Annotated in this window: 20 protein-coding genes; 7 read left to right on the top strand and 13 right to left on the bottom strand. The window is 67.4% G+C overall.

Annotated elements, in window-relative coordinates; genetic code table 11:
* Nucleotides 1–519 (top strand): CinA family protein, encoded by a 519-nt coding sequence (locus tag G432_RS01160; protein WP_015456972.1) that lies wholly within the window; start codon nt 1–3, stop codon nt 517–519.
* Here G432_RS01160 and G432_RS01155 read toward each other — a convergent pair.
* Together G432_RS01155 and lipA are read right to left on the bottom strand one after the other, a co-directional pair.
* The gene (locus tag G432_RS01155) at nt 465–941 is read right to left on the bottom strand and encodes a type II toxin-antitoxin system RatA family toxin (RefSeq protein ID WP_015456971.1); all 477 of its coding nucleotides are present in this window, start codon (nt 939–941) and stop codon (nt 465–467) included. The genes G432_RS01160 and G432_RS01155 overlap by 55 nt on opposite strands.
* A complete protein-coding gene (lipA, locus tag G432_RS01150; protein WP_015456970.1) occupies nt 928–1,848 on the bottom strand; it encodes a lipoyl synthase in 921 nt (306 codons plus the stop codon). The genes G432_RS01155 and lipA overlap by 14 nt, the downstream gene beginning before the upstream one ends.
* A 66-nt stretch (nt 1,849–1,914) precedes the next feature.
* On the opposite strand from lipA, the gene G432_RS01145 reads away from it, so the two are divergent.
* Nucleotides 1,915–2,550 (top strand): carbonic anhydrase, encoded by a 636-nt coding sequence (locus tag G432_RS01145; protein ID WP_015456969.1) that lies wholly within the window; start codon nt 1,915–1,917, stop codon nt 2,548–2,550.
* A gap of 79 nt (nt 2,551–2,629) precedes the next feature.
* Nucleotides 2,630–3,028, top strand: a complete 399-nt coding sequence (locus G432_RS01140; protein WP_015456968.1) for a hypothetical protein — start codon at nt 2,630–2,632, stop codon at nt 3,026–3,028.
* A 91-nt stretch (nt 3,029–3,119) separates the two neighbouring features.
* On the opposite strand, the gene ettA is transcribed toward G432_RS01140, so the two are convergent.
* The gene (gene ettA / locus G432_RS01135; RefSeq protein ID WP_015456967.1) at nt 3,120–4,799 is read right to left on the bottom strand and encodes an energy-dependent translational throttle protein EttA; all 1,680 of its coding nucleotides are present in this window, start codon (nt 4,797–4,799) and stop codon (nt 3,120–3,122) included.
* Between the two features lie 374 nt (nt 4,800–5,173).
* On the opposite strand from ettA, the gene G432_RS01130 reads away from it, so the two are divergent.
* Complete coding sequence (locus G432_RS01130) at nt 5,174–6,547, top strand: M28 family peptidase (protein WP_015456966.1); 1,374 nt, start codon at nt 5,174–5,176, stop codon at nt 6,545–6,547.
* Between the two features lie 154 nt (nt 6,548–6,701).
* Nucleotides 6,702–6,941 carry a hypothetical protein gene (locus G432_RS01125; protein ID WP_015456965.1) on the top strand — a complete coding sequence of 80 codons (240 nt, stop codon included), beginning with the start codon at nt 6,702–6,704 and terminating at the stop codon, nt 6,939–6,941.
* A 111-nt stretch (nt 6,942–7,052) separates the two neighbouring features.
* Here G432_RS01125 and G432_RS01120 read toward each other — a convergent pair whose 3' ends face one another.
* Nucleotides 7,053–7,979: a cation diffusion facilitator family transporter gene (locus G432_RS01120; protein ID WP_015456964.1), complete on the bottom strand. Its 927-nt coding sequence runs from the start codon at nt 7,977–7,979 to the stop codon at nt 7,053–7,055.
* A 152-nt stretch (nt 7,980–8,131) separates the two neighbouring features.
* Between G432_RS01120 and G432_RS01115 the strand changes: the two genes are divergently transcribed.
* Both G432_RS01115 and G432_RS01110 read left to right on the top strand, forming a co-directional pair.
* Nucleotides 8,132–8,659 (top strand): hypothetical protein, encoded by a 528-nt coding sequence (locus G432_RS01115; protein WP_015456963.1) that lies wholly within the window; start codon nt 8,132–8,134, stop codon nt 8,657–8,659.
* 162 nt (nt 8,660–8,821) lie between these two features.
* Nucleotides 8,822–9,058: a hypothetical protein gene (locus G432_RS01110; RefSeq protein ID WP_015456962.1), complete on the top strand. Its 237-nt coding sequence runs from the start codon at nt 8,822–8,824 to the stop codon at nt 9,056–9,058.
* 436 nt (nt 9,059–9,494) lie between these two features.
* On the opposite strand, the gene mprF is transcribed toward G432_RS01110, so the two are convergent.
* From mprF to G432_RS01060, 9 genes are all read right to left on the bottom strand, one after another.
* Nucleotides 9,495–12,086, bottom strand: a complete 2,592-nt coding sequence (mprF, locus tag G432_RS01100; RefSeq protein WP_015456960.1) for a bifunctional lysylphosphatidylglycerol flippase/synthetase MprF — start codon at nt 12,084–12,086, stop codon at nt 9,495–9,497.
* A gap of 5 nt (nt 12,087–12,091) precedes the next feature.
* Nucleotides 12,092–12,514, bottom strand: coding sequence for a DUF2147 domain-containing protein (locus G432_RS01095; protein WP_015456959.1), 423 nt, complete (start codon nt 12,512–12,514; stop codon nt 12,092–12,094).
* Nucleotides 12,511–13,260: an AcvB/VirJ family lysyl-phosphatidylglycerol hydrolase gene (locus G432_RS01090; RefSeq protein ID WP_015456958.1), complete on the bottom strand. Its 750-nt coding sequence runs from the start codon at nt 13,258–13,260 to the stop codon at nt 12,511–12,513. Before G432_RS01090 ends, G432_RS01095 begins: the two co-directional genes overlap by 4 nt.
* 105 nt (nt 13,261–13,365) lie before the next feature.
* Nucleotides 13,366–16,716 (bottom strand): glycosyltransferase, encoded by a 3,351-nt coding sequence (locus G432_RS01085; protein ID WP_015456957.1) that lies wholly within the window; start codon nt 16,714–16,716, stop codon nt 13,366–13,368.
* A gap of 208 nt (nt 16,717–16,924) precedes the next feature.
* Entirely contained in the window at nt 16,925–17,773 is an 849-nt protein-coding gene (locus G432_RS01080) for an SDR family NAD(P)-dependent oxidoreductase (RefSeq protein WP_015456956.1), read from the bottom strand.
* Complete coding sequence (locus tag G432_RS01075) at nt 17,770–18,618, bottom strand: SDR family NAD(P)-dependent oxidoreductase (RefSeq protein ID WP_015456955.1); 849 nt, start codon at nt 18,616–18,618, stop codon at nt 17,770–17,772. The genes G432_RS01080 and G432_RS01075 overlap by 4 nt, the downstream gene beginning before the upstream one ends.
* Before the next feature lie 136 nt (nt 18,619–18,754).
* Nucleotides 18,755–19,168, bottom strand: coding sequence for a MerR family transcriptional regulator (locus tag G432_RS01070; protein ID WP_015456954.1), 414 nt, complete (start codon nt 19,166–19,168; stop codon nt 18,755–18,757).
* A gap of 69 nt (nt 19,169–19,237) precedes the next feature.
* Nucleotides 19,238–20,923 (bottom strand): long-chain-fatty-acid--CoA ligase, encoded by a 1,686-nt coding sequence (locus G432_RS01065; protein ID WP_041864748.1) that lies wholly within the window; start codon nt 20,921–20,923, stop codon nt 19,238–19,240.
* Nucleotides 20,923–22,221, bottom strand: coding sequence for an OmpP1/FadL family transporter (locus G432_RS01060; protein ID WP_015456952.1), 1,299 nt, complete (start codon nt 22,219–22,221; stop codon nt 20,923–20,925). The genes G432_RS01065 and G432_RS01060 overlap by 1 nt, the downstream gene beginning before the upstream one ends.
* Nucleotides 22,222–22,231: the final 10 nt, after the last annotated feature.

Raw genomic sequence — 22,231 nt, 5'->3', positions numbered from 1 at the left:
ATGGTGGACACCACCCTGCCCCGCGAGCTGGTGGACGCCGCGCGCCGCGTGATCGATGCCAACCGCGCGGCCGGCAAGACGATCGCGGTGGCCGAAAGCTGCACGGGCGGCCTCGTTTCCGCCGCGCTGACCGAGATACCCGGATCGTCCGACGTGTTCCTGGCCGGCTACGTGACCTATTCGAACGAGGCGAAGATCCGGATGCTGGGCGTGAGCCTGGACGTGCTGGAGACGTTCGGCGCGGTTTCGATCGCGGTGGCCTGGGGCATGGCGCGCGGCGCGCTGGAACGGGCGGAAGCCGACGTCGCCGTCGCCATCACCGGCATTGCCGGCCCCGATGGCGGCAGCGAGAAAAAACCGGTGGGGACCGTGGTTTTCGCCCGCGCCGAAAAGGGCGGCGACGCCAATGACGTGACCGCCGATGCGCATGAGTTCGGCGATCTGGGCCGGGGCGGCATCCGCCTTCAGGCGGCGCTGGTCGCGCTCGACCTGCTGATGCCGGATGCGTCGGTGCCGTAAAGCTCTGCGGCGCGCTGTTCGAACGCGCCGATCATCTTGCGCAGCGCGCGATCGAAGACCTGGCCGGCCAGCATCTCGAAGATCGCCGAGCGGAAGGCGAAATCCACCGAGAAATCCAGCATCGTGCCGCCCTGCCCGTCCGGCCGGAACGTCCAGTCGTTGTGCAGATATTTCAGCGGGCCATCGACATATTCGACGCGGATCGATTCGGGCCGCTTCTTGTGGACCAGCGAGGTGAAATTCTCCCGCAGGCCCTTGAAGCCGACCACGAGGTCCGCGACCATTTCCGCTTCGCTGTCCGAACGGACGCGGACGGCGGCCACCCAGGGCAGGAATTCCTGATAGCGCGGCACATCGGCCACCAGCTCGAAAAGCTGCTCAGGCGAATAAGGCAGGTGCCGGGTTTCGCTATGCTTTGGCAAGCTGGGCCTCGCGGGCGGCGCGGAGCTTCGCGAAATCGTCCCCGGCATGGTAGCTCGACCGGGTGAGCGGGCTGGAGGCGACCAGCAGGAAGCCCTTGGCCCGCGCGATCGCGGCGTAGGCCGAGAAAGTCTGCGGCGTCACGAATTCGGCCACCTTGGCGTGGCGCGGCGTGGGCTGCAGATACTGGCCGATGGTGAGGAAATCGATGTTGGCGGAACGCATGTCGTCCATCACCTGATGGATTTCCATCCGCTCCTCGCCCAGGCCGACCATCACGCCGGACTTGGTGAAGATCGACGGATCGAGCCGCTTCACCGTCTCCAGCAGGCGCAGCGACGCATAATAACGCGCGCCGGGGCGGATCGTCGGATAGAGCCTGGGGACGGTTTCGAGATTGTGGTTATAGACGTCCGGCCGCGCGGCGATGATCGATTCGAGCGCGGCATCCGCCTTGTTGCGGAAATCCGGCGTCAGGATTTCGATCGTCGTGGACGGCGTGGTGCGGCGAAGCGCCTCGATCACCTTCACGAACTGCGATGCGCCGCCGTCGGGCAGGTCGTCGCGATCCACCGAGGTGATGACGATATGTTCGAGCCCAAGCTCGGCCGCCGCGTCCGCCACGTGCTGCGGCTCCAGCGGGTCGACCGCGCGGGGCATGCCCGTCTTCACGTTGCAGAAGGCGCAGGCCCGGGTGCAGGTATCGCCCAGGATCATCACCGTCGCATGCTTCTTCGTCCAGCATTCGCCGATATTGGGGCAGGCCGCCTCCTCGCACACGGTGGCGAGGTTCAGCCGCCGCATGAGCTGGCGGGTCTGGGAGAAAGCCTCGCCGATCGGCGCGCGGACGCGGATCCAGTCCGGCTTGCGGGTGCGGGGCGAGGCGGGGGAAGCGAGCGGCTCGGTCATGATTGGCCAGATAGCGATGCGAAGCGCGACTTGCCAGCCCCGACATCCTGCCGCTACGGCACGGGCATGAGCGACTTCCAGAACATGATCGAAGGCTATCGCCGCTTCAAGGCCGGCGAATGGTCCCGCGAGCGCGCCCGCTGGGCGGAACTGGCCGAGGGGCAGAGCCCCAAGGTGCTGGTGATCGCCTGCTCCGACAGCCGCGTCGACCCGACTCGAATCTTCGATACCTCGCCGGGCGAGATGTTCGTCGTCCGCAATGTCGCCAATCTGGTGCCGCCCATGGAAACGGGCGGCGGCCATCATGGCGTGTCGGCGGCGCTGGAATTCGCCGTCACCCAGCTCGAAGTGTCGGAGATCGTGGTGATGGGCCACGGCGCCTGCGGCGGCTGCTCGGCATCGCTGAGCCAGAAATTCAAGGATATGCGCCCCGGCGAGGGCGGCTTCATCGCCGACTGGATCGATATGCTGCGCCCGGCGCGCGATGCGGTGGTAGCCGTGCACGGCACCGATGGACCGGCGGCGCACCGGGCGATGGAAGAGGCCGCCGTGAAGGTCAGCCTCGACAATCTGCGCACCTTCCCGTGCATCGTGGAACGCGAGCGCGAGGGGCGGCTGCGGCTGCACGGCGCCTATTTCGCTATTGCGGACGGCGTGCTGCATGTGATGGACCCCGGCAGCGGCGAGTTCCACCCGGCCTGACATCCGGCCGGGCTCACACCCGGAACGGGATCGGCGACCGCGACGTTCCTTCCTTTCGACAGGGGAAGGAGGAACGAGGATGCATTTGAGGATTCCCATCGCCGCCCTGCTGGCGTTCGCGGGTGGTGCCGCCGTCGCGCAGACCGCCCCTGCCCCGCAAACCGCCGTGGAAAACGCCGCCGATGCGCAGGAGGTGCCGGTAACGCGCGGGCTCAATGCCCGGGAGGGCAGCGAAGCGTCGGCCCAGCAGGCGGCTTCCGAGGCCGTCCAGGCGCAATATGAGGCGGACATGGCCGCCTATCGCACGTCGGTGCAGGCTCATGCGCAGGCCGTGGCGCAGGACGAGGCCCGCTTCGCCCGCCAGCAGCGCGCCTATGCAGATGCCATGGCGGCCTGGCGCGAGCAGAAGCGGGATTGCGATCGCGGCGTGCTGAAGGCCTGCAAGAAGCCGACGCCGAATCCCTCCGATTTCTATTGAGGATTTCTCTGCGCCGACCGTCGAGGAGGGATGGCGCGGCCGTCCGTTCCGGCCCCTTTGGCCGAATCGTCCGAGCCGCGCCTGCCGTTCTTCAGCGCGTCAGCTTCTTATAGGCGAGCCGGGTCGGACGATCGGCGGCGTCGCCCAGGCGGCGGCGCTTATCCTCCTCATAGGCTTCGAAATTGCCTTCGAACCATTCGACGTGGCTGTCGCCCTCGAACGCCAGGATATGGGTCGCCAGGCGATCGAGGAAGAAGCGATCGTGGCTGATGACCACGGCGCAGCCGGCGAAATTCTCCAGCGCCTCTTCCAGCGCGCGCAGCGTCTCGACGTCGAGGTCGTTGGTCGGTTCGTCGAGCAGCAGCACGTTGCCACCCTGCTTCAGCATCTTGGCCATGTGGACGCGGTTGCGCTCGCCGCCCGAAAGCTGGCCGACCTTCTTTTGCTGGTCCGGCCCCTTGAAGTTGAAGGCGCCGACATAGGCGCGCGTCGACATCTCGAACTTGCCGACCGTCATCAGGTCATGCCCGCCGGACACTTCCTCCCAGACATTCTTGTTGGCGTCGAGCGCGTCGCGTGACTGGTCGACATAGCCGAGCTTCACGGTGGGGCCGACGTCGATCTCGCCCGAATCGGGCTTTTCCTGGCCGGTGATGAGGCGGAACAGGGTGGACTTGCCGGCGCCGTTCGGGCCGATCACGCCGACGATGCCGCCCGGCGGCAGCGTGAAGCTGAGATCCTCGAACAGCAGCTTGTCGCCATAGGCCTTGGTGAGGTTCTTCGCCTCGATCACCTTGCCGCCGAGGCGCTCCGGCGTCTGGATGACGATCTGGGCCTTGCCCGGCGCGCGGGCATTCTGCTTCTCGACGAGCTCGTCGAACGCGCGGATACGGGCCTTGGACTTGGACTGGCGCGCCTTGGGCGTCTGCCGGATCCACTCCAGCTCTTCCTTGATCGCCTTCTGGCGGCCGGCTTCCTCGCGCTCTTCCTGCTCCATCCGCTTGGCCTTGGCTTCCAGCCAGGCGGAATAATTGCCCTCGAACGGGAGGCCCCGGCCGCGATCGAGCTCCAGCACCCAGCCCACGACATTGTCGAGGAAGTAGCGATCGTGGGTGACGAGGATGACGTTGCCCGGATATTCGATCAGATGCTGTTCCAGCCACTGCACGCTTTCCGCATCCAGGTGGTTGGTCGGTTCGTCGAGCAGCAGGATATCGGGCTTTTCGAGCAGCAGGCGGCAAAGCGCGATGCGGCGCTTCTCACCACCGGAAAGGCTGTCCACCGCCCAGTCGCCCGGTGGGCAGCGCAGCGCTTCCATCGCGATTTCGAGCTGGTTGTCGAGCGTCCAGCCGTCCACCGCGTCGATCTTCTCCTGCAACTCGCCCATCTCGGCGAGCAGGGCATCGAAATCGGCATCCTCGGGCGGATCGCCCATCAGGTTCGAGATTTCGTTGAACCGGTCGATCATGTCGGCGACGGGGCGCACGCCGTCCATGACGTTTTCCTTGACCGTCTTGGCCGGATCGAGCTGCGGCTCCTGCGGCAGATAGCCGACGCGGATGCCTTCGGCCGCCCAGGCCTCGCCCGAGAAATCGGTGTCGATGCCGGCCATCACCTTCATCAGCGTCGATTTGCCGGCGCCGTTGACGCCGATGATCGCGATCTTCGTGCCGGGGAGGAACTGCAGGTGGATGTTATTGAAAATCGGCTTGTTCGCGCCGGGGAAGGTCTTGGTGAGACCCTTCATGACGTAGCTGTACTGCACGGCCATCGGCTGTGATCTCCGGAAAAAACGGTCGAGGCTGAAAAAATCCCGCCGCACCTAGCCCAGCGCCGGGCACTTGGCAAACCGGTGCGACAGCCCGGCGTCACCCTTGGGGCAATCCCTCGGCATGTCGGGATATTTTACAGCATATGGGAGGCGGGGTGGCCGGTATCAAGCCGCAGAGCCAGTGGCATGAGAGTTGCTTTCCGGTTGGCCGGTCCTTTGGGGCGCGAAGGCATGGCGCGGCTGCTTCACGCAGGATCGCAGCAAGGCCCGGTAGGGGCCTCGGCATCGGGGGGCGAGCCGAGGCCCCTATTGTTTTGCGGCGGATGTTCCGCCACTTGGGCAGGATCAGCATCTCCAGGGGAGCATCCACCTTCATGCGCCTGCCAGCAGCGATCCTTGCCGCAACCTTCCTTGCCACCCCAGCCCTTGCGCAGACCATGGATGTCGCGGCCCTCCGCGACGCCGCCCTCAAGGACGATATCGCCTGGTCGATCACGGAGGGCCTGACCACCGAGGTCGGCCAGCGGCTTGCCGGCACCGAGGCGGAAGCGCGCGCGCGGAATTGGGCGGTCGTCCGTCTCAACGCCCTGGGCTTCAGCAATCCGCGGATCGAACCGTTCCAGATGCCGGTCTGGGTGCGCGGCGAGGAAAGCGCGGAGATCGTCTCCCCCTTCCCCCAGAAGCTGGTGCTGGCCGCGCTGGGCAATAGCGGCGCCACGCCCGCCGGCGGTATCACCGCCGAAATCGCGGCCTTCCCCACCCTTGCCGCGCTCGAAGCCGCGCCGGAGGCCCAGGTCCGCGGCAAGATCGTGTTCGTCGATCACGCCATGGGCGCGACGCAGGACGGATCGAGCTATGGCGCGTTCGGCGTCACCCGGCGCAAGGGCCCCTCGATCGCCAGCAGGAAGGGGGCGGCCGCGATCATCATCCGGTCGATCGGCACCGATTTCCACCGCAATCCGCATACCGGCGTCCAGAGCTGGACGGATGGCGTCAAGCCGATCCCGGCCGCCGCCCTTACGCTGCCCGATGCCGAACAGCTCAAGCGCATCCTTGCGCGCGGCAAGCCGGTGACGATGAAACTGGTGCTGACCCCGAAGAATATCGGCCCGCGCGAATCCGGCAATGTGATGGCCGAAGTGCCCGGCCGCGATCCCAAGGCCGGGATCGTGCTGGTCGGATGCCATCTCGATAGCTGGGATCTGGGCACCGGCGCCATCGACGACGCCTCCGGCTGCGGCATCGTGACCGCCGCCGCCAAGCGCGTGATGGATGCCGGCACGCCGCTGCGGACGATTCGGGTGGTATGGTTCGGCGCCGAGGAGGTCGGGCTGCTGGGCGGGACCGCCTATCGGAACGCGCATATCAATGAAAAGCATGCGGTTCTGGCCGAATCCGATTTCGGCGCCGATCGCATCTACCGTTTCCAGACCTACGTGAACCAGGCGGCCATGCCCGTGGTCGCCAGGCTGGCGCAGGCGCTGGAGCCGATCGGCGTGGCCAAGGGAAGCAACACGGCGCGCGGCGGATCGGATATCGCCCCGCTGGCGGCCACGGGCGTGCCCGTGATCTCGCTGAGCCAGGACGGCAGCCGCTATTTCGACCTGCACCACACGCCCGACGATACGCTCGACAAGATCGACCGAATCCAGCTTTCGCAGAACGTGGCGGCATGGACCGCGATGATCGCGACGGTGGCGAATGACCCCACGGAACTGGGGCCGGTGGCGCCCACCGAAGGAGAGTAAATCATCAAAATGACTTGTGCGATGCGGCGCAAGACGGCAGAAAACACGCGACCCTCGCTGAATTTGGCGTTGACGACGACGGGGGCGACGCTATGGGGGCCGCCGGGACGGCGTTCGGGCCGGCCTCTGATAAAGAACTATGGGAGCTGCTCGAATGAAGAAGCTTAGCTTTGTTCTCGCTGCCACCGGCCTGATTGCCCTGGCCGCGTGCAACAAGTCGCCGACTGAAACGGCGGTCGAGAATGTCGCGGATAACGCTGTCGAAGCCATCGAGGCGACCGCCGACAACGCGACTGCGGCGATCGAGAACACCAGCGACAACGCTGCGGCGGCTGTCGAGAACGCTGCCGACAACGCTTCGGCTGTTGTCGAGAACGCCACGAACGCGATGTAATTCGCGCCGCGCTCGGTTCGCTGGGCGTGTGGCAAGAGCGGGCGCCTCCTTCCGGGGGCGCCCGTTTTGCATTCGGCGGCCGGCCTCCGGCGCCGTTGCCTCCCTCTCCCTTCAGCTGGCGGGCGATCCGCTTTCCCGGCGGGCTTGCGGCCGGATGAAGACGTGGGTGACTTCGGGATGCGCGGCGGCGGTTCGCGCCTCGATCTCCGCCACGGCGCGCTCGATCTCCCGCGTGGTGAGGTCATCGTCGAAATCGAGGCTGATCGCGGCCGTCACCTGATCGGGCGCCATGTGCAGCGTCAGCACTTCATTGACCGCGCAGACGCCGGGCTGAGCCTTGGCCAGGGCGGCGATCGATCCGCTGAGTGCCGGGCTTGCCCGCTCTCCGATCAGCAGCCCCTTGCTCTCGCGCGCCAGGAGCAGCGCCACCACCGCCAGCACCCCGCCGATCAGGATCGATCCGACGCCGTCCAGCCGGGGATCGCCCGTCACCAGGGCGAGCGTGATGAAGATGGCGGCGATCACGATGCCGATCATCGCCGCGCTGTCTTCGAACAGGACCGCGAAGGTGGAAGGGTCCTTGCTGCGGCGGATCGCCGCCCACCAGCCGTCGCCGCCCTTGGTCCGGGAAAATTCGCGCATCGCGACCGTCCAGGACGACGCTTCGAAGACGAACGCGACCGCCAGCACGATATAGTTGATCACCGGGGAGGACATGGTTTCCGGCCGGCGGATGTGGATCAGCCCTTCATAGATCGATACCCCCGCGCCGCCCGCGAAGATCAGCAGCGCGACGATGAAGCTCCAGAAGTAAAGCTCCCGCCCATAGCCGAAGGGGTGGATGATATCGGGCTCGCGCTTCGATTGCCTGATCCCATAGAGCAGCAGCCACTGGTTGCCGGTATCGACCAGCGAATGCACGCCTTCCGTCAGCATGGAGGAGCTGCCGGTAAAGGTGGCGGCGATGAATTTGGCGATCGCGATGCCGAGATTGCCGGCAAGAGCCGCGTAGATGACCTTTTTGCCGCCGCTCGCCATCCGCCCACCCGATCGCTGCCTGCCGGTCCGTTCCCGGAAAGCCCAACCCTCGCGGCGGGCCGCATGTTCCCCGGCGGGTGGAACCCCGGCCCTATTGCCGACATTTTGATGTCGGATAGTATCGGCCCGATCGGCGAGGCGAGGAGCTTGGAATGAAGATCGCAGATATCGTCAGGCCTGTCGGCTATCCGATCCTTCTGGCCGCCCTGGCATCCGCCTGGCAGGCCGATGCGCGGCCGGCCCAGCAGGATGGCGGCAACGATGTGGAGGAAACCGCCAAGAAGGCCGGGCAGATCGCCACCCAGCCGGTGCGCGACGTGGGCGTGGACAAGAAGGATATTCCGCCCGCGCTCGCCGATGCGGTGCTGGCCCCTTATGCGATGGGCGGCCTCAAGACCTGCAAGCAGATATCCACCGCGATCGGCGCGCTTACCGAGCATCTCGGCCCCGATTTCAAGGGCGGCGAGCCCAAGCGCGAGAACAAGGCCGGCAAGCTGGCCGAAGCGGGCGGCAAGACGGTGGTGAACGCCTTCATCCCCTTCCGGGGCCTGGTGCGGGAGATATCGGGGGCGGCGCCGGCCGAGCGGCGCTATGCGGTCGCGGTCGATGCCGGGCTGGCGCGGCGCGGTTTCCTTCGCGGCCTCTATACGGCGCGCAACTGCAAGCCGGCCCTCCCCTGATCGCAGCAAGGTCGCGAAAAGGATGATGGATATTTCCGCCAGCTAAGGCGTTCGACTGCCGCACGACTCGGCTGTGATCCGCCGTCGTGATGGAAATGAAACGCTAGAAGCCATGGGTGCGAGGCACCGGTTCATTCATTTCGATCGAGAAGGGATGACATCATGAAGACGCTTCTGTTTGTCGCGACCTTGTCTCTATTCGGCGCCGGCGCGGCCTATGCGGCCCCGCAGACCACGGATGCTCCCCCGGCGGATGCCGCCGCACCGGCCGCCACGGCGGACGCCAATGTGCCACTATGTTCCCGAACCGTGCGGGACAAGTGCATGAACCCTTCGGAGGCCCGGCACCACAAGGCCACGCATGGCAAGGCGAAGAAAACGGCGGCCAAGAAGAAGTAAGAGCGGAACTCGTGACCGGGGGGCCGTCGCCCATGGCGATGGCCCCCCGGTCATGTTCAGCGGTCGAGCGGATGGCCCTCGGGCCAAAATGCGCTTTCCCTTATAGGATTATCGGCCTTTCGTGGCCGATCCGGCAGCGCCGTACGCGGCGGAGGCCGGGCATTTGACGAACTTGCCCTTGGCATCATGGCAGCTTTGCTTGGCCGCCGCCGCGGGCTTGGGGCACGTTATGAACTTGCCGTGCGCATCCCGGCAGGAAGCCGCATCCGCGGCCGCGCCCGAAAGGCCGAGCACGAGGCCCGCCGCGAGAAGATGATATGCCTTCATCGGATACTCCCTCGGTTACATACCCCCCCATCGCAGAGGATGCGCCCCGATGCCGGACCGGCCGATGGCGCCGGAATGAAGCTTTGGTAATGCGTCGCGGCACGCCCGGTCAGGCGACCAAGGCGAGGCTGGCGCGGCGCGCGGCGCTTCTCGAGCTGCCGCCGACAAGGGTCTGCAGGTCGATCAGGGCGCGGGCCAGCCCCACGCCATGGGCGCTCGCGATATAGCGCGGCTCCCAGCGCGGGGCGAACTTGTCCTTGTAGGATCGCAGCCCTTCGAACCCGTAGAAGGCATCGCCATGGCGGTAGAGGAAGGTGCCGGCGCGGGCCCACATCGGGGCCAGCCGCCGCGCCTCTATCCCGGCAAGGGGGGCAAGGCCCAGGCTGAACCAGCGATAACCCCGGTCCCGTCCCCATTTCATCAGCTGGACGAACAGGAAATCCATCGTCCCGTAGGGCATCGTCGCCACATGCCGCATCAGATCAACGGAAAGCTCCTCCCGGTTGGACGTGGCCCAGATATTGGCGAAGGCGACGATGCGGCCGGCATGGCGGACGACGGCGCAATCGAAGCGGGCGAGATAGGCCGGATCGAAGCGGCCGACCGAGAAGGCTTTCTCCATATTCCCCTTCTCGGCAAGCCAGGCATCGGAAACCGCGCGCAGCTCCGCCATCGCGGCGGGCACTTCGGCCGCCGGGAGGATGGCGAATTCGGCGCCTTCCCGCGCGGCCCGGCGCTCGGCATGGCGCAGGCCCTTCATGTCGGGCCCGTCCAGCGCGAAATCGGGCAGGAACACGCGCGCCTCCTCGCCATATTTGACGAGCTGGAGGCCGAGATCGATGGCGAGCGGCACGCAATCCATCGATATCTGATAGAGCATGAGGCGCCCCTGCGCGGCGTCCGCCATCTCGCGGATCCGCCACACCAGCTCGGGCCATTCGGCTTGCGGACCGACGGGATCGCCCATGACGATCCAGCTCTGCCCCTGCACCTGATACATCAGCAGCGCCTGCCCCGTGGCGGAGAACAGGAAGCGCTTGTCCCCGGTGAAGGCCAGCATCGCCTCGGTGCGGGCGCTGGCGGAAATGGCGAGCGCGGCATCGGCGCCGTCGGACCGCCGATCGGCCGGCGGATGGACATATTGGAAGAGCTGGAGCACCGCCGCCGCCGCCAGCACGACGGCGACGGCGAAGCTCGCCCGGAGGAAGCGCGAGGCATCCCCGTTCCAGGCGAACTGCCACCAGAGATCGCTCTGATAGGCGACATGCTTGTAGGAAAAGAATCCGATCCAGGTGGAAAGCCCGACCGCCAGCAGGATGGCGATGATCGCGCGGGGCGAGGCGATCGCGGTCGTGAGCGCGGTGCGCCGGTAGAAGGCCTTGCGCGATAGCTGGAGCAGCGCGGCGATCGCGAGGAGGATCACGGCCTCCTCATAATCCACCCCCTTCGCCAGGGAAAAGGCCGCCCCCGCCAGCAGCAGCGCGCGGCAAAGGTGGAAGGCGCCGTCCAGCCGGCGATAGAGGCCGGGCGCGATCAGCAGCAGGCCGGTGCCGGCAAGGCTGGCGGCGATATGCGAGGCTTCGACGAAGGGCAGCGGCAATAATGCCCGAAGCTCGTGAAGGCGGGCCGGAACCGCCGGCAACGCTCCCGAGATCAGCAGCACCACGCCGCCGATGAAGGTTATCGCGGCGAGAAGCGAGGGCGCGATGCCGTGCAGGACGAACTGCACCGCGCCCATGGCCGCGGCGACGGGGCGGCCGATCTGGCGCCGTTCGTGGACGACCAGCAATGCGGCGGCGACCATCAACGGCGCCAGATAATAAATGATCCGATACATGATGAGCGCCGCCAGCAGCGACGGCGGCGCGATTTCGGGCAACGCGGCGAGGATGACGGCTTCGAACACCCCTACCCCGCCCGGCACGTGGCTGAGCAGGCTGGCGATGATCGCCACCGTATAAGCGAGGAAGAAGAGCGGAAACTGGTGGAGGCCGGCGCCGGGGACCAGGACCAGCAGCGCCCCGCTCGCCGCCGCGAGATCGAGGGCGGCGATGGCGATCTGCGCGATCGCCTGGGCGGGGCTCGGATGCGGGAAGCTCCAGCGGAACAGGCGGACGGACCGGCTTTCGCCGCGCAGCTTCCAGATCAACACCAGCCCCGCGGCGATGATCGTCGCGCCGGCGCAGCGCTGCGCGAAGGGGGACAAGGTGAATATCCCCAGGTCGGGCGCCATAGGATGCGCGACCAGCGCCACCGCCGCCATCGCCACCACGCCCATCCAGAAGGTGATGCTGGCGGTAGCGATGACGCGGACGATCTCGCCCGCGTCCAACCCCGCGCTGCGATAGACCCGGTATCGCGCCGATCCGCCGGTGAGCAGCGCGAAGCCGAAATTGTGGCTGAGCGTATAGCTGGCGAGCGAGGCGAGCGCGGCGGTGCGATAGGGAAGCGGCCGGCCGATGATCCTGAGCGCCAGCACGTCATAGAGCGTCAGCATGAAATAGCTGGCCGCCGTCAGCAGGACGGAGGCCGCGATCTGCCCGGCCCCGAGCGCGCGGAAGGCGACGATCACCTGATGGGGGCGGACCTCGGCCAGCAATCCGTGCAACGCCGCCAGCCCGGCCGCCGCGAGCAGGACGATGGCCGCGATCTTCAGGGCCAGCCCGTATCGCTGGGCGAACCGGCGGGCTGTGGCGAGCATCCGGTTCAGGCCCGCTGCCAGATCTGCGACTTGCAGATGAAGCCGCCGAGGATGCAGCCGCTTATCCGCAGGCGATCATGACCGCGCAGATCGATGGTGGAATAGAAAGTGCGCCCCATATCGGGCACATAGACCTCGCCCTGCCAGCGCCCTGCATCGGTGGCGCGGTAATTGCGCAGCAGCTCGGTGCCGATCAGCCGCGTGACCCCGCTGGCCTGCGCATCGGCCATGGCCTCGGCATTCACCCAGCTTATCCAGCCGCACAGCCTGCCGCCGCAATCGCCGGTGACGACCTTCACGCTGCCATGCGGGTTGATCCAGGTGCCGGCGATGTCGCCAATGCCGGATGCGGCATGCGCGCCCGTCGAAAGCGGCGCCAGGGCGGCGGCGATCACCAGCCCGGCCCGCAGCCAGGCCCGGCGGATCACGAGACCGCTCCCGCACGGGGCGCCCGTGCCGTTGCCAGGATTTCCCGCCAGAGGGCCGCGTGGAGCGCGTCGACGTCGCGATGGAGCGGATGCCCGCCCGGCAGGACCAGCCTGCGCATGTTCGGCTGGTCGAGATGCGGGCAAAGGCTGTCTTCCTCTTCCCGGCCCTGGATGCAGACGGCCGGAACCCAATCGAGCGCACGGGCCGTCGGCAATGCGGGCGCATCGGGCGGCGCCCAGTTGAACAGTTCGGACGGGGAAGCGCGGAAGATCAGGCTGTCGGTGGGCACGACCAGCCCCACCATGGCGACCTTCGCGCGCAGCGCGGGCGGCATGTCGACCAGCCCGACGTGCAGCATGTCCGCGCCGAAGGACTGGCCGATCAGGATCAGCCGATCGGCATGGCCGAACGCCAAAGCGCGTCCGGCGGCCGCGTCCAGCAGCGCGGCGACCTCCACCGGCGACCGTTCGTGGCGGAAATAGGTGAGCGAGCTGACCCCCAGCACCGGAATGCCATCCGCGGCAAGGCGCTTCGCAATGCGAGGCCCCATGCCGATGCGGAAGCCCATGTCGCCGGACAGGATCACCGCCACCGTTCCCCGAAGCTCGGGGGGCGACGGCTTTTCGGCCGGCAGCTCGAAAAAGACGGGACCGCCGAAATAGCCGATATAGCCCAGCCATATGGCGAAGGCCGCCAGCGCCGCGAGCAGCGCGCCCACCGCGATTCCTGCCTTCCTTCCACGCATGCGGGCCTCCATGCTCGTCCCATCGCCCGCCGATGCTAGGGAAGCCGCCCTGCCCGCGAGGTGGCCCCACCATGACAATGCGTCCATGCGGGAAACCGGCATCGGTCAGCCGGCGGCCTTCATCTCGACCCGCCCGCTCCGTTCCAGCTTACCCCAGCCGATCCATGGGCCGCGCAGCGCATTGGCCACCGCCCGGATCACCACCGAATACATGAGCTGCCGGTAGACGAAGCGCTGCGCCACCAGCAGCAGCGCCGGATAGCGGCTTTCGCGGCGTTCCAGCCGATAGGCGATCCACCCGCACGCCACGTCGATCGCAACGAAGACGATCCAGTAGATCGCCATGCGCAGCACGTCGCTCTGCGTCTGCGCCCAGCCATGCTGGTGGATGCGGATCGCGGTGGAAACCAGGCTGGCCAGCAGGGCGAGGTCGATCAGGGGGGAGATGATCGCGAAGCCGATCTGGAATATCCACGCCTGCGGGATGCCGACGAAGGCAAGCCCCGCGGGCCGGCGATCGCGCATCACCGCCCGATGCTTCCACAGGCACTGCAAGGTCCCGAAAGCCCAGCGGAAGCGCTGCTTCACCAATGCCGCGAAGCTTTCCGGCGCTTCCGTCCAGGCCACGGCATCGGCGTCATAACCGACGCGCCAGCCATGCCGCTGGATGGCGATGGTGAGATCCTGGTCCTCGGCCAGCGTATCGACGGGGTAGCCGCCGACATCCTCCAGCGCCGCCCTGCGCCACGCGCCGACAGCGCCGGGCACGACCATGATCGCATCGAAGCGCGCCAGCGCCCGGCGTTCCAGATTCTGCGCCGTCACATATTCCACCGCCTGCCAGCGGGTGACGAGGTTGATGCGGTTGCCGACCTTGGCATTGCCGGCAACGGCGCCGATGGCAGGATCGCGGAACCAGCGGGCGAGCAGCGCGATCGTATCCGGTTCGAACTGGGTATCGGCGTCGAGCGCGATGATGATCTCGCCGCACGCCAGTTGCAGCCCGCGGTTGAGCGCGCGCGCCTTGCCGCCATTGCTGAGCGTGAGCAGCCGGACGCGGGGCTCATCGAAGGCCGCCCGCACCACCGCGCTCGTTCCGTCGGACGAGCCGTCGTCGATCACGATCACCTCGACCTGCACGTCGCGGCTGGCGAGCACGCGGCGGATCGAATTTTCGATCACGCGGGCCTCGTTGAAGGCCGGGATCAGCACCGATACGAAGCGCGCGGGATCGATGGCGGGCGCAACCGGCCGCTTGCGGCGGCGATTGCCGTCGACGGCCAGGACGGCGAGCAGCACGGCCCGCGCCATGCCGAGCGCGATCGCCAGGAAGAACAGCCATTTCAGCGCGTAGTTGAAGCCCGCGAGGAACAGGAACAGGCCGACATCCATCCGCACCGACAGCAGATCGCCGCCCGTGACCGGGGGCATCACCTGATCGGGGGTGAGGCCGGCCAGCCGGGATACCGGGACGAAGCTGTAACCCTGCGCCTGCAGGGCATCGATGATCCGCGGCAGGGCCGCCACTGTCTGCGATCGATCGCCGCCGCCGTCGTGCAGCAGCACGATCTGCCCCGAGCGTTCGGCATTGCCGCGCTGCACCTGCGCGAGCGTCGACCGGACGATCCAGTCGACGCCGGGGCGCTTCCAGTCGTCGGGATCGACGTGCAGCCCGACATTGGTATAGCCGGCCTGCTGGGCGGCGAAGGCGGGAATGAGCTCGTCCGCCGTGGTGGGCTCGGCGTCGCCGAAATAAGGGGCGCGGAACAGCCGGATCGATCGGCCGGTATAGGCTTCGACCACGCGCTGCGTGGCGTTCAGCTCCAGCCGGGTGCCGCGCACGGATTCCTGGGCAAGGTTGGGATGCGTGAAGGTGTGGCTGCCGACTTCGCTGCCCTGGTCGATGATCCGCTTCACCAGCAGCGGATGATCCATCGCATTCTCGCCGATCAGGAAGAAGGTGGCGGGAACATGCTCCCGGCGGAGGATGTCGAGGATCTTGGGCGTCCATTCCGCGTCGGGACCGTCATCGAAGCTGAGCGCGACGAGGCCGGGCCGATAGCCGGTGCGGCGGACGACATAGGGCGTGGGCAGCGCCTGATAATGTTCGTCGACGATCAGGCCGCGCGCGTGGGGCACCATCGCCCGGCGGCCGGCCACCGGCACATGCTCGATCCGCAGGATCTCCCCATTGCCTTCGACATCGACATTGCCGACGGTGTGGAGCGCGCGCATGTCCGGGACGGTGGCGCCGTGGAAGCCGCCGAGCGCCTGCCAGAAGCCGGGGTCCTCGGTGCCGAGCCGCCAGAGCGCCACGCCGGCCACCGCCTTGGCGCGGGCGGCGCGAAGCTGGTTCCAGGCGCTGGCGGCGTCCAGCAGCCACACATTATGGGGAACGCCGTTTTCCTCGTAGCTGAAGGTGGCGTTGCCGCTCTGCCGGTCGAACTGGATCGGCGCCTCGCTGTCATGCGCGGTGAGCCACGCCTCCTCCACCGATCGGGGTTCGGCCCGGCCCGGCGACGTCCAGTCATAGGCATAGCTGCCCACCGCGACGATCGCCTTGCCGGCGGGAACGATGGCGAGCGCCTCGTCCAGCTGCCGCACGAACCAGCGCTGGCTGGCGATCGGCCCGGCCTCGCCTTCCGGCGAATGTTCGTCATAGGCCATCAGCACCAGCCGGTCGGCGGCGGCGGCATAGGCCTTGAGCTGCCAATCGGTATTGCCCACCGGCACCGCCACGGCCAGCAGCCGCCCCTCGGCCGCGAGCCTGGCGCGCGCTTCCTTCAGAAAGGCCAGATAGTCGTGCTGGGCGCTGGCGGGCAGGTCCTCGAAATCGAGCATCAGGCCGTCCGCCTTGCGGGCCTGCAGCGCGCCGTCGATCTGCTCCAGCAGCGCACGGCGGAGCGCCGGCCTGGCGAGCAGCGCGGCGGTGCCGGCGCCGTCCCAGCGGCCGTCCACGGCATTCTGCACCATCGGCAATATCTTCGGCCGATGGGGTGTCGCGGCGATCAGCGTATCCAGGCGCGGATCGGGCGTGATCTGGAGGCGATGGGCGGGGCCGACCACGCTCATCGTGCCCGGAACCAGCCAGTCGAGCTGGCCGATATGGGCACGCAGCGAGGCCCGGCTGGCATCGTCCCAGGGCACGTAGAAGCCGACGGCGATCGGATCGGCCCGCACCGGCAGCGCCTTGCGCGGCAACCAGGAGCCGACGTCATGACGCAGGGTGGCGATGCCGCGCGCGGCGCTGTGGCGAAGATGGTTGACCTGCTGGCGCAGCGGACGGGGCAGCGGGTGCTCCATGGCCAGCGCCAGCGGCTCGGGCACGGGAACGGCCACCACCGTCATGGCGAAGGCGATGGAGGCGAGAACGATCGTGAGGATCAGCGCCAGGAAGGCGCGCTTGGTCCACCGGTCGCGGCGGCCGCTGGCATCGTAGAAGACGGGCTTTTCCAACGCTGATCCCCGAAACCTCTCCCCACCAGGAAGCGGACGGCGCCCGGTCACAGGGGGAAAGACCGGACGCCGCCAATTTCGCGATGACGGGAGGGGGAATCCCGATCGACCCGCTCGTTCTAGGCGCGGCGGGGTGGGAGCAAGATGTGCGCCGGATTAAATCGCGGTAAGATGGGCCGTGCGGCGGCGGCGGATCGGCGCGGGCCTTTCAGTCGCCGATATCGGGGATGGTGTGGGCGTCGCCGATCACGGCCGCGCCGTCCAGCGATCGGAGCGGCGACTGGGTCATGGCCAGCACCTCGCGGCTGTTGGAAACCACCCCGCTCAAGGACGAGGCGATCAGGATGGCGGCGGCTTCGGCCATCATCTCGACGCCTTCGATCCAGTCCGGGTTGTGCGGCGCCGTCATCCGCGCGAGCTGGAGCGCATTTTCGGACGCGCAGATCTTGTAGGGCTTCACCGCGTTCACATGGATGCCGGTGCCGTGCAGCTCGGCCGCGAGGCCGAGCGTGACGCGATCGAGCGCCGCCTTCGATGCACCATAGGTGACGAGGCCGTGGATGAACTTGGTCGACCCGACATAGGGAATGCGGGGCTGGTGCGCGGTTTCCGAGGTGATGTTGAGGATGCGCCCCCACCCCTTTTCCCGCATCGCCGGCAGCGCCGCCTGGATGAGATCGAGGGGGGCGTGGAAGTTGAGCTCGAACGTGCGCAGCCGCGCCGGCAGGTCGATCTTGCCGGGCGGCGCGTAGGCGGCGATGCCGGCGGCGTTGTTGACGAGGATGTTGACCGCCCCCAGCGCCTCGGCCGCACGGGCGACCAGGGTGGAGCGCGCGTCCTCATCGGTAAGGTCCACCTGGATGGCATGGGCGCGCTGGCCTGCGGCCGCGACCAGCCGGCAGGTTTCGGCGAGGCCGTCAGGGTCGCGGCCCGATGCGGTGACGACGATGTCCGCGCCGAGCGAGGCGAGCCGGCGGGCGACGGCGCGGCCGATGCCCTGCGTCGCGCCGGTGACGAGGGCGACACGGCCGTCGAGGCGGTCCATATGCGCGCTCATGCCCCGGCCCCCAATTCCAGGTCGGGCAGGCTGTGCGCATCGCCGATCACGGACATGCCGTCCGGCCCATGCAGCGGGGATTGCAGCAGAAACAATATCTCCCGGCTGGGCAGCACGAGACCGGTGATCGGCCCCTGGATCAGCAGCAGGGCGGCCTCCGCCATCATATCTGTGCTCTCCCCCCAGTCGGGATGGGCACGCAGCGCGGCCAGCGCGACTTCGGAATTGGCTTCGGTAACGCAGACGCTGGCCGGATAGGTGGCGTTCACCGTGACGCCCGTGCCGTGCAGTTCCGCCGCGAGGCCCACGGTGAAACGTTCGAGCGCGAGCTTTGACGCGCCGTAGACGGCGATGCCGTGCGTATGCTGCGCGGGGCCGGGATAGGGAATGGCCGGCGGCCGGGTGGACGCGCTGGATATGTTGACGACACGTCCCCAGCCCTGCGCCTTCATGTGCGGCAGCGCCTGCTGGATCAGGTCCATCGGGCCATGGACGTTGATGTCGAACATCCGCCGCCGATAGGCGAGGTCCATCGTGCTGGCCGGTGCATAATTATTGGCGGCGGCGTTGTTGACCAGGATATCGATCGGCCCGAACGGTGCGGCGGCGCGGCTTACGGCATCCGCGCGGTCTGCCGCATCGGCCAGATCGAGGGCGATCGCATCGGCCTTGCCGCCGCCGGCGCGGAGCAGGGCGACGGTTTCGCCCACCCCATCCTCATCGAGGCGCTCGGCCGCGATGAGGACCGCGGCGCCGGCGGCGGACAGCCGGCGGGCTATCGCCCGGCCGATCCCGCGCCGTCCCCCCGTGACCAGCGCAACCCGCCCGGAAAGCAATCCAGCCATATCCCCTCCCCGAAGGATGCCGGCTGCCCGCCGATCATGTGGCGCGAGCATGATGAATCACATTCACCATGGCAACGCCGGGAGGTTCGGGACATTTCCGTGAAAACGCCCTAGTTCGCGAAAAGCGACCCGTTCTTCAATCGTGATGGCGGGCCAGGCGATCCATGGCCGCGCGCTCGATCTCCCGCAGCTCGACGATCGTCTCGTCCAGCGCCACGCGCTGCTTTTCCAGGTCGGCCAGCCGCTCGCGCACCCGTTCGGCCAGCCGCCGCATCTGTTCGGCATGTTCGGGATCGACATCATAGAGATCGAGGAATTCCTTGATCTCCCGGATGGAAAAGCCGAGCCGCTTGCCCCGCAGGATCAGCTGCATCCGCCCCACTTCCCGGCGGGTATAGATGCGCATGGTGCCCACGCGCTGCGGCGCGATCAGCCCCTTATCCTCATAAAAGCGCAAGGTGCGCTGGGTGACGCCCAGTTCGGCCGCCACCGCCTGTATGCCGCACAGACCGGTATCGGCCCGATCCGGGACGGTTACGCCGTTTTTCATCCATCCTCCCCCAACGGCAGGCCCCTTAGCGATTGCGCAGGGCGTTCGCCACCCGCCATCGGCGATCCGTCAAGAAACGGATCGCCGCGCCTTTTCCTCCTCCACGAGTTCCTTTTTCGAAAGCTTGCCGATCAGCGTCTTCGGCAAGGCATCGCGTATCTCGATATATTTGGGCATTTCGATCTTGCTGATCCGATCGGCGAGGAACGCCCGGATTTCCTCCTCCGTCGCCGTCATGTCCTCGCGCAGGGCGACGAACAGCTTGGGCGATTGGCCGCGATATTTATCGAAGACGCCGATCGCGACCGCTTCCTTGATCGCGGGATGGTGATAGGCCGCATCCTCGATCACGCGCGGATAGACGTTATAGCCGCCGGCGAGGATCACGTCCTTGATGCGATCGACCAGGAAGAGATAGCCGTCCTCGTCGAGATAGCCGATGTCGCCGGTGCGCAGCGCCCCGTCGGCGAAGCAGGCCTCGGTCTCGTCGGGCCTCTGCCAATATCCCTTCATCACCTGCGGACCGCGGGCGCAGACCTCGCCCCGCTCGCCGAGCGGCATGAGGCGCGAGGGCTCGGCCGGATCGCGGATCTCCAGCACCGTGCCAGGGAAGCGCGGGCCGCAGCTATTGTCCTTCACCAGCCCTTCGATCGGGTTGCAGGCGATGATCGGCGAGGCTTCGGACAGGCCATAGCCTTCGACCACGCGCACGCCGGTGCGCTTTTCGAAGGCTTCCCGCACATCGAGCGGCAGCGGCGCCCCGCCCGAGATGCAGGCGCGGATCGCCGACATGTCCGGCAGCTTGCCGTCGGGAACGCCGTTCATGGCGACATAGATGGTCGGCACGCCGAAGAACTGGGTGGGCCTGGTGCGCTTCATCGTCGCGAGCACCTGGTCCATCTCGAACCGGGGCAGCAGGATCATCTCGGCCGCGATCTCCACCGAGAAGTTGAGCACGGTGGTGAGCGCGAAGACGTGGAACATCGGCAGCACGCCCAGCGTGCGTTCCTGCACCGCCCGCACGCCGCCGACATGGGCCAGCATCTGCGCGCTGTTGGCGGTGAGGTTGGCGTGGGTGAGCATCGCCCCCTTGGGCACGCCGGTGGTGCCGCCGGTATATTGCAGCACGGCGACGTCATCGGGGCTCTGCGCCACGGGATCGGGCGCGGCGTCGCGCACGACGAGGGCGCGGAAGCCGACATGGCGGCCGTCCGCCGGGATGACGGCATGGTCGCGCCGCTTGAACAGCCGGAAACCCCAGGACTGGAGCGGCGGCAGGATATCCGCCATCGGGCAGACGATGATCTTTTCCAGCCCCGTGCCCTCGGCGACGGCGGCGACCTTTTCGTGCACCACCTTCACGTCCGGCACGGCCATCATCCGCGTGCCGGAATCGCGGATCTGGTGATCCAGCTCGCGCTCCACATAGAGCGGGTTGAAGTTGACGACGATCGCGCCGACGCGCAGCGCCGCGAAATAGAGGATGACGTAGTAAGGCGTATTGGGCAGGCAGAGACCGAAGCGGTCGCCCGGCTTCAGCCCGAGATCCTGCAATCCCCGCGCGGCGCGACTGACCAGCGCGCCGATCTCGTCATAGCGCCAGGTGCGCCCGAGGAAGTCGATCGCGCGCCGTTCGGGCCAGGCCGCCACGGCATCGTCGAGCAACTGGGTAAGGAGCCGGGGACGGATGACAGGCCCCACGCCTGCATCCGCCCCCGCGCCCGGGCGGCTCTCAACGGTTGCCGCCCCGGTCATCAGAAGGTCAACCGGCCGCCGATCGACAGCACGATCGCGCGGGCGTTGTTGATCTCGCCATCCACGAGGATCGGGGTCTGCACCGGGCTGCCGGCATAGGCGGCCGTGGTGCGATCGATCTTCGCATCCTTGAAGTGGATGTAGTTGGCCGCGGCATCGAGCGTGAAGGCCTGCGTCACCGCATAAGAGGTGCCCAGCGCGAAGTTCCAGCGGTTGCTGTCCGGCACGCGGGCGTCGCGCTCGCCATTGCGGGTCGGCGTCTGGTCATGCTGGATGCCGCCGCGGATCGTCCACTTCGGCGAGAGATCGTAATCCACGCCGCCGGCGAAGCTCCAGGTATCGCGATAATGTTCGGGGATCGCGACGTTCACGGGATCGCCGAGCCGGATGGCGTCGAACTTGCCCCAGCCGAAGCGCGAGACCTGGCCGTTCAGCGTCAGCGCCTCCGTCACCTTCACCCGCGTGCCGAAGTTGAGCTGCCAGGGGGTGCGGAAGGTGGCATGGGTGGCGATCGTGCCGTTCTGGCCGGCAAGCGGGCCGAGCAGGCCGCTGGTGATCATCTCGCCCGACAGCTTGTGCTTCACGCTGGACTTGTAGCTGACGCCGAAGGTCGCCGGGCCGTAGGCATATTGCGCGCCCAGGGTCCAGCCGAGATCCCAGCCGTCGCCCTTCAGGTTCTGGTGGCCATCGGGCAGCGCGGCCGAAAGGTTCGGCAGGTAATTGCCCAGGTTGGCCTTGGCATATTCGATGTTGAGGCCGGCGCCGAGGCTGAGGCCCGGCAGCGGCATCACCGCGATCGAGGGCTGGATGTCGTAGGTGCGCAGCCGCGTCTTGTCCGCGGTGTAGCGCGCCCAGCTCGTCTCGTCATAATTGGTGGTGAAGCTGTAGGGCGAGGCGATCGTCAGGCCCACGGCGATTTCCGGGGTGATGCCATAGGCGATGGCGCCCGTCGGCAGATAGCCCTTGTTGATCGGATCTTCCGACCGCTGATCGCCGCCCACCGGCGCCGGCGCCTGGCCGGGGCGCACGATCGCGGTGCCGACATTGTCGAGATCGCCCTTCGGCAGGATCGCGCTGAACCCGATATGCGCGCTGCCGCCCTGGAGGCCGCCGATCGAGGCGGGGTTCCACCACAGCGAGGCCGCGCCCTGATCGGCGACTTCGCCCGAGAAGGCACGGCCAGCGCCCTTCACCGACTGTTCCTGCAGATAGAAGCCGCCCGCCTGAGCGCTTCCCGGGGCGATGACCGCCAAGGCAGCAAGGGAGGAAAGCAGAGCTGCCTTAGACACAGCCTTCATCATCAAATCT

The sequence above is a fragment of the Sphingomonas sp. MM-1 genome (assembly GCF_000347675.2).
Lineage (GTDB): Bacteria > Pseudomonadota > Alphaproteobacteria > Sphingomonadales > Sphingomonadaceae > Sphingomonas_E > Sphingomonas_E fennica.
This window is presented reverse-complemented; position numbering and strand designations above follow the sequence as displayed.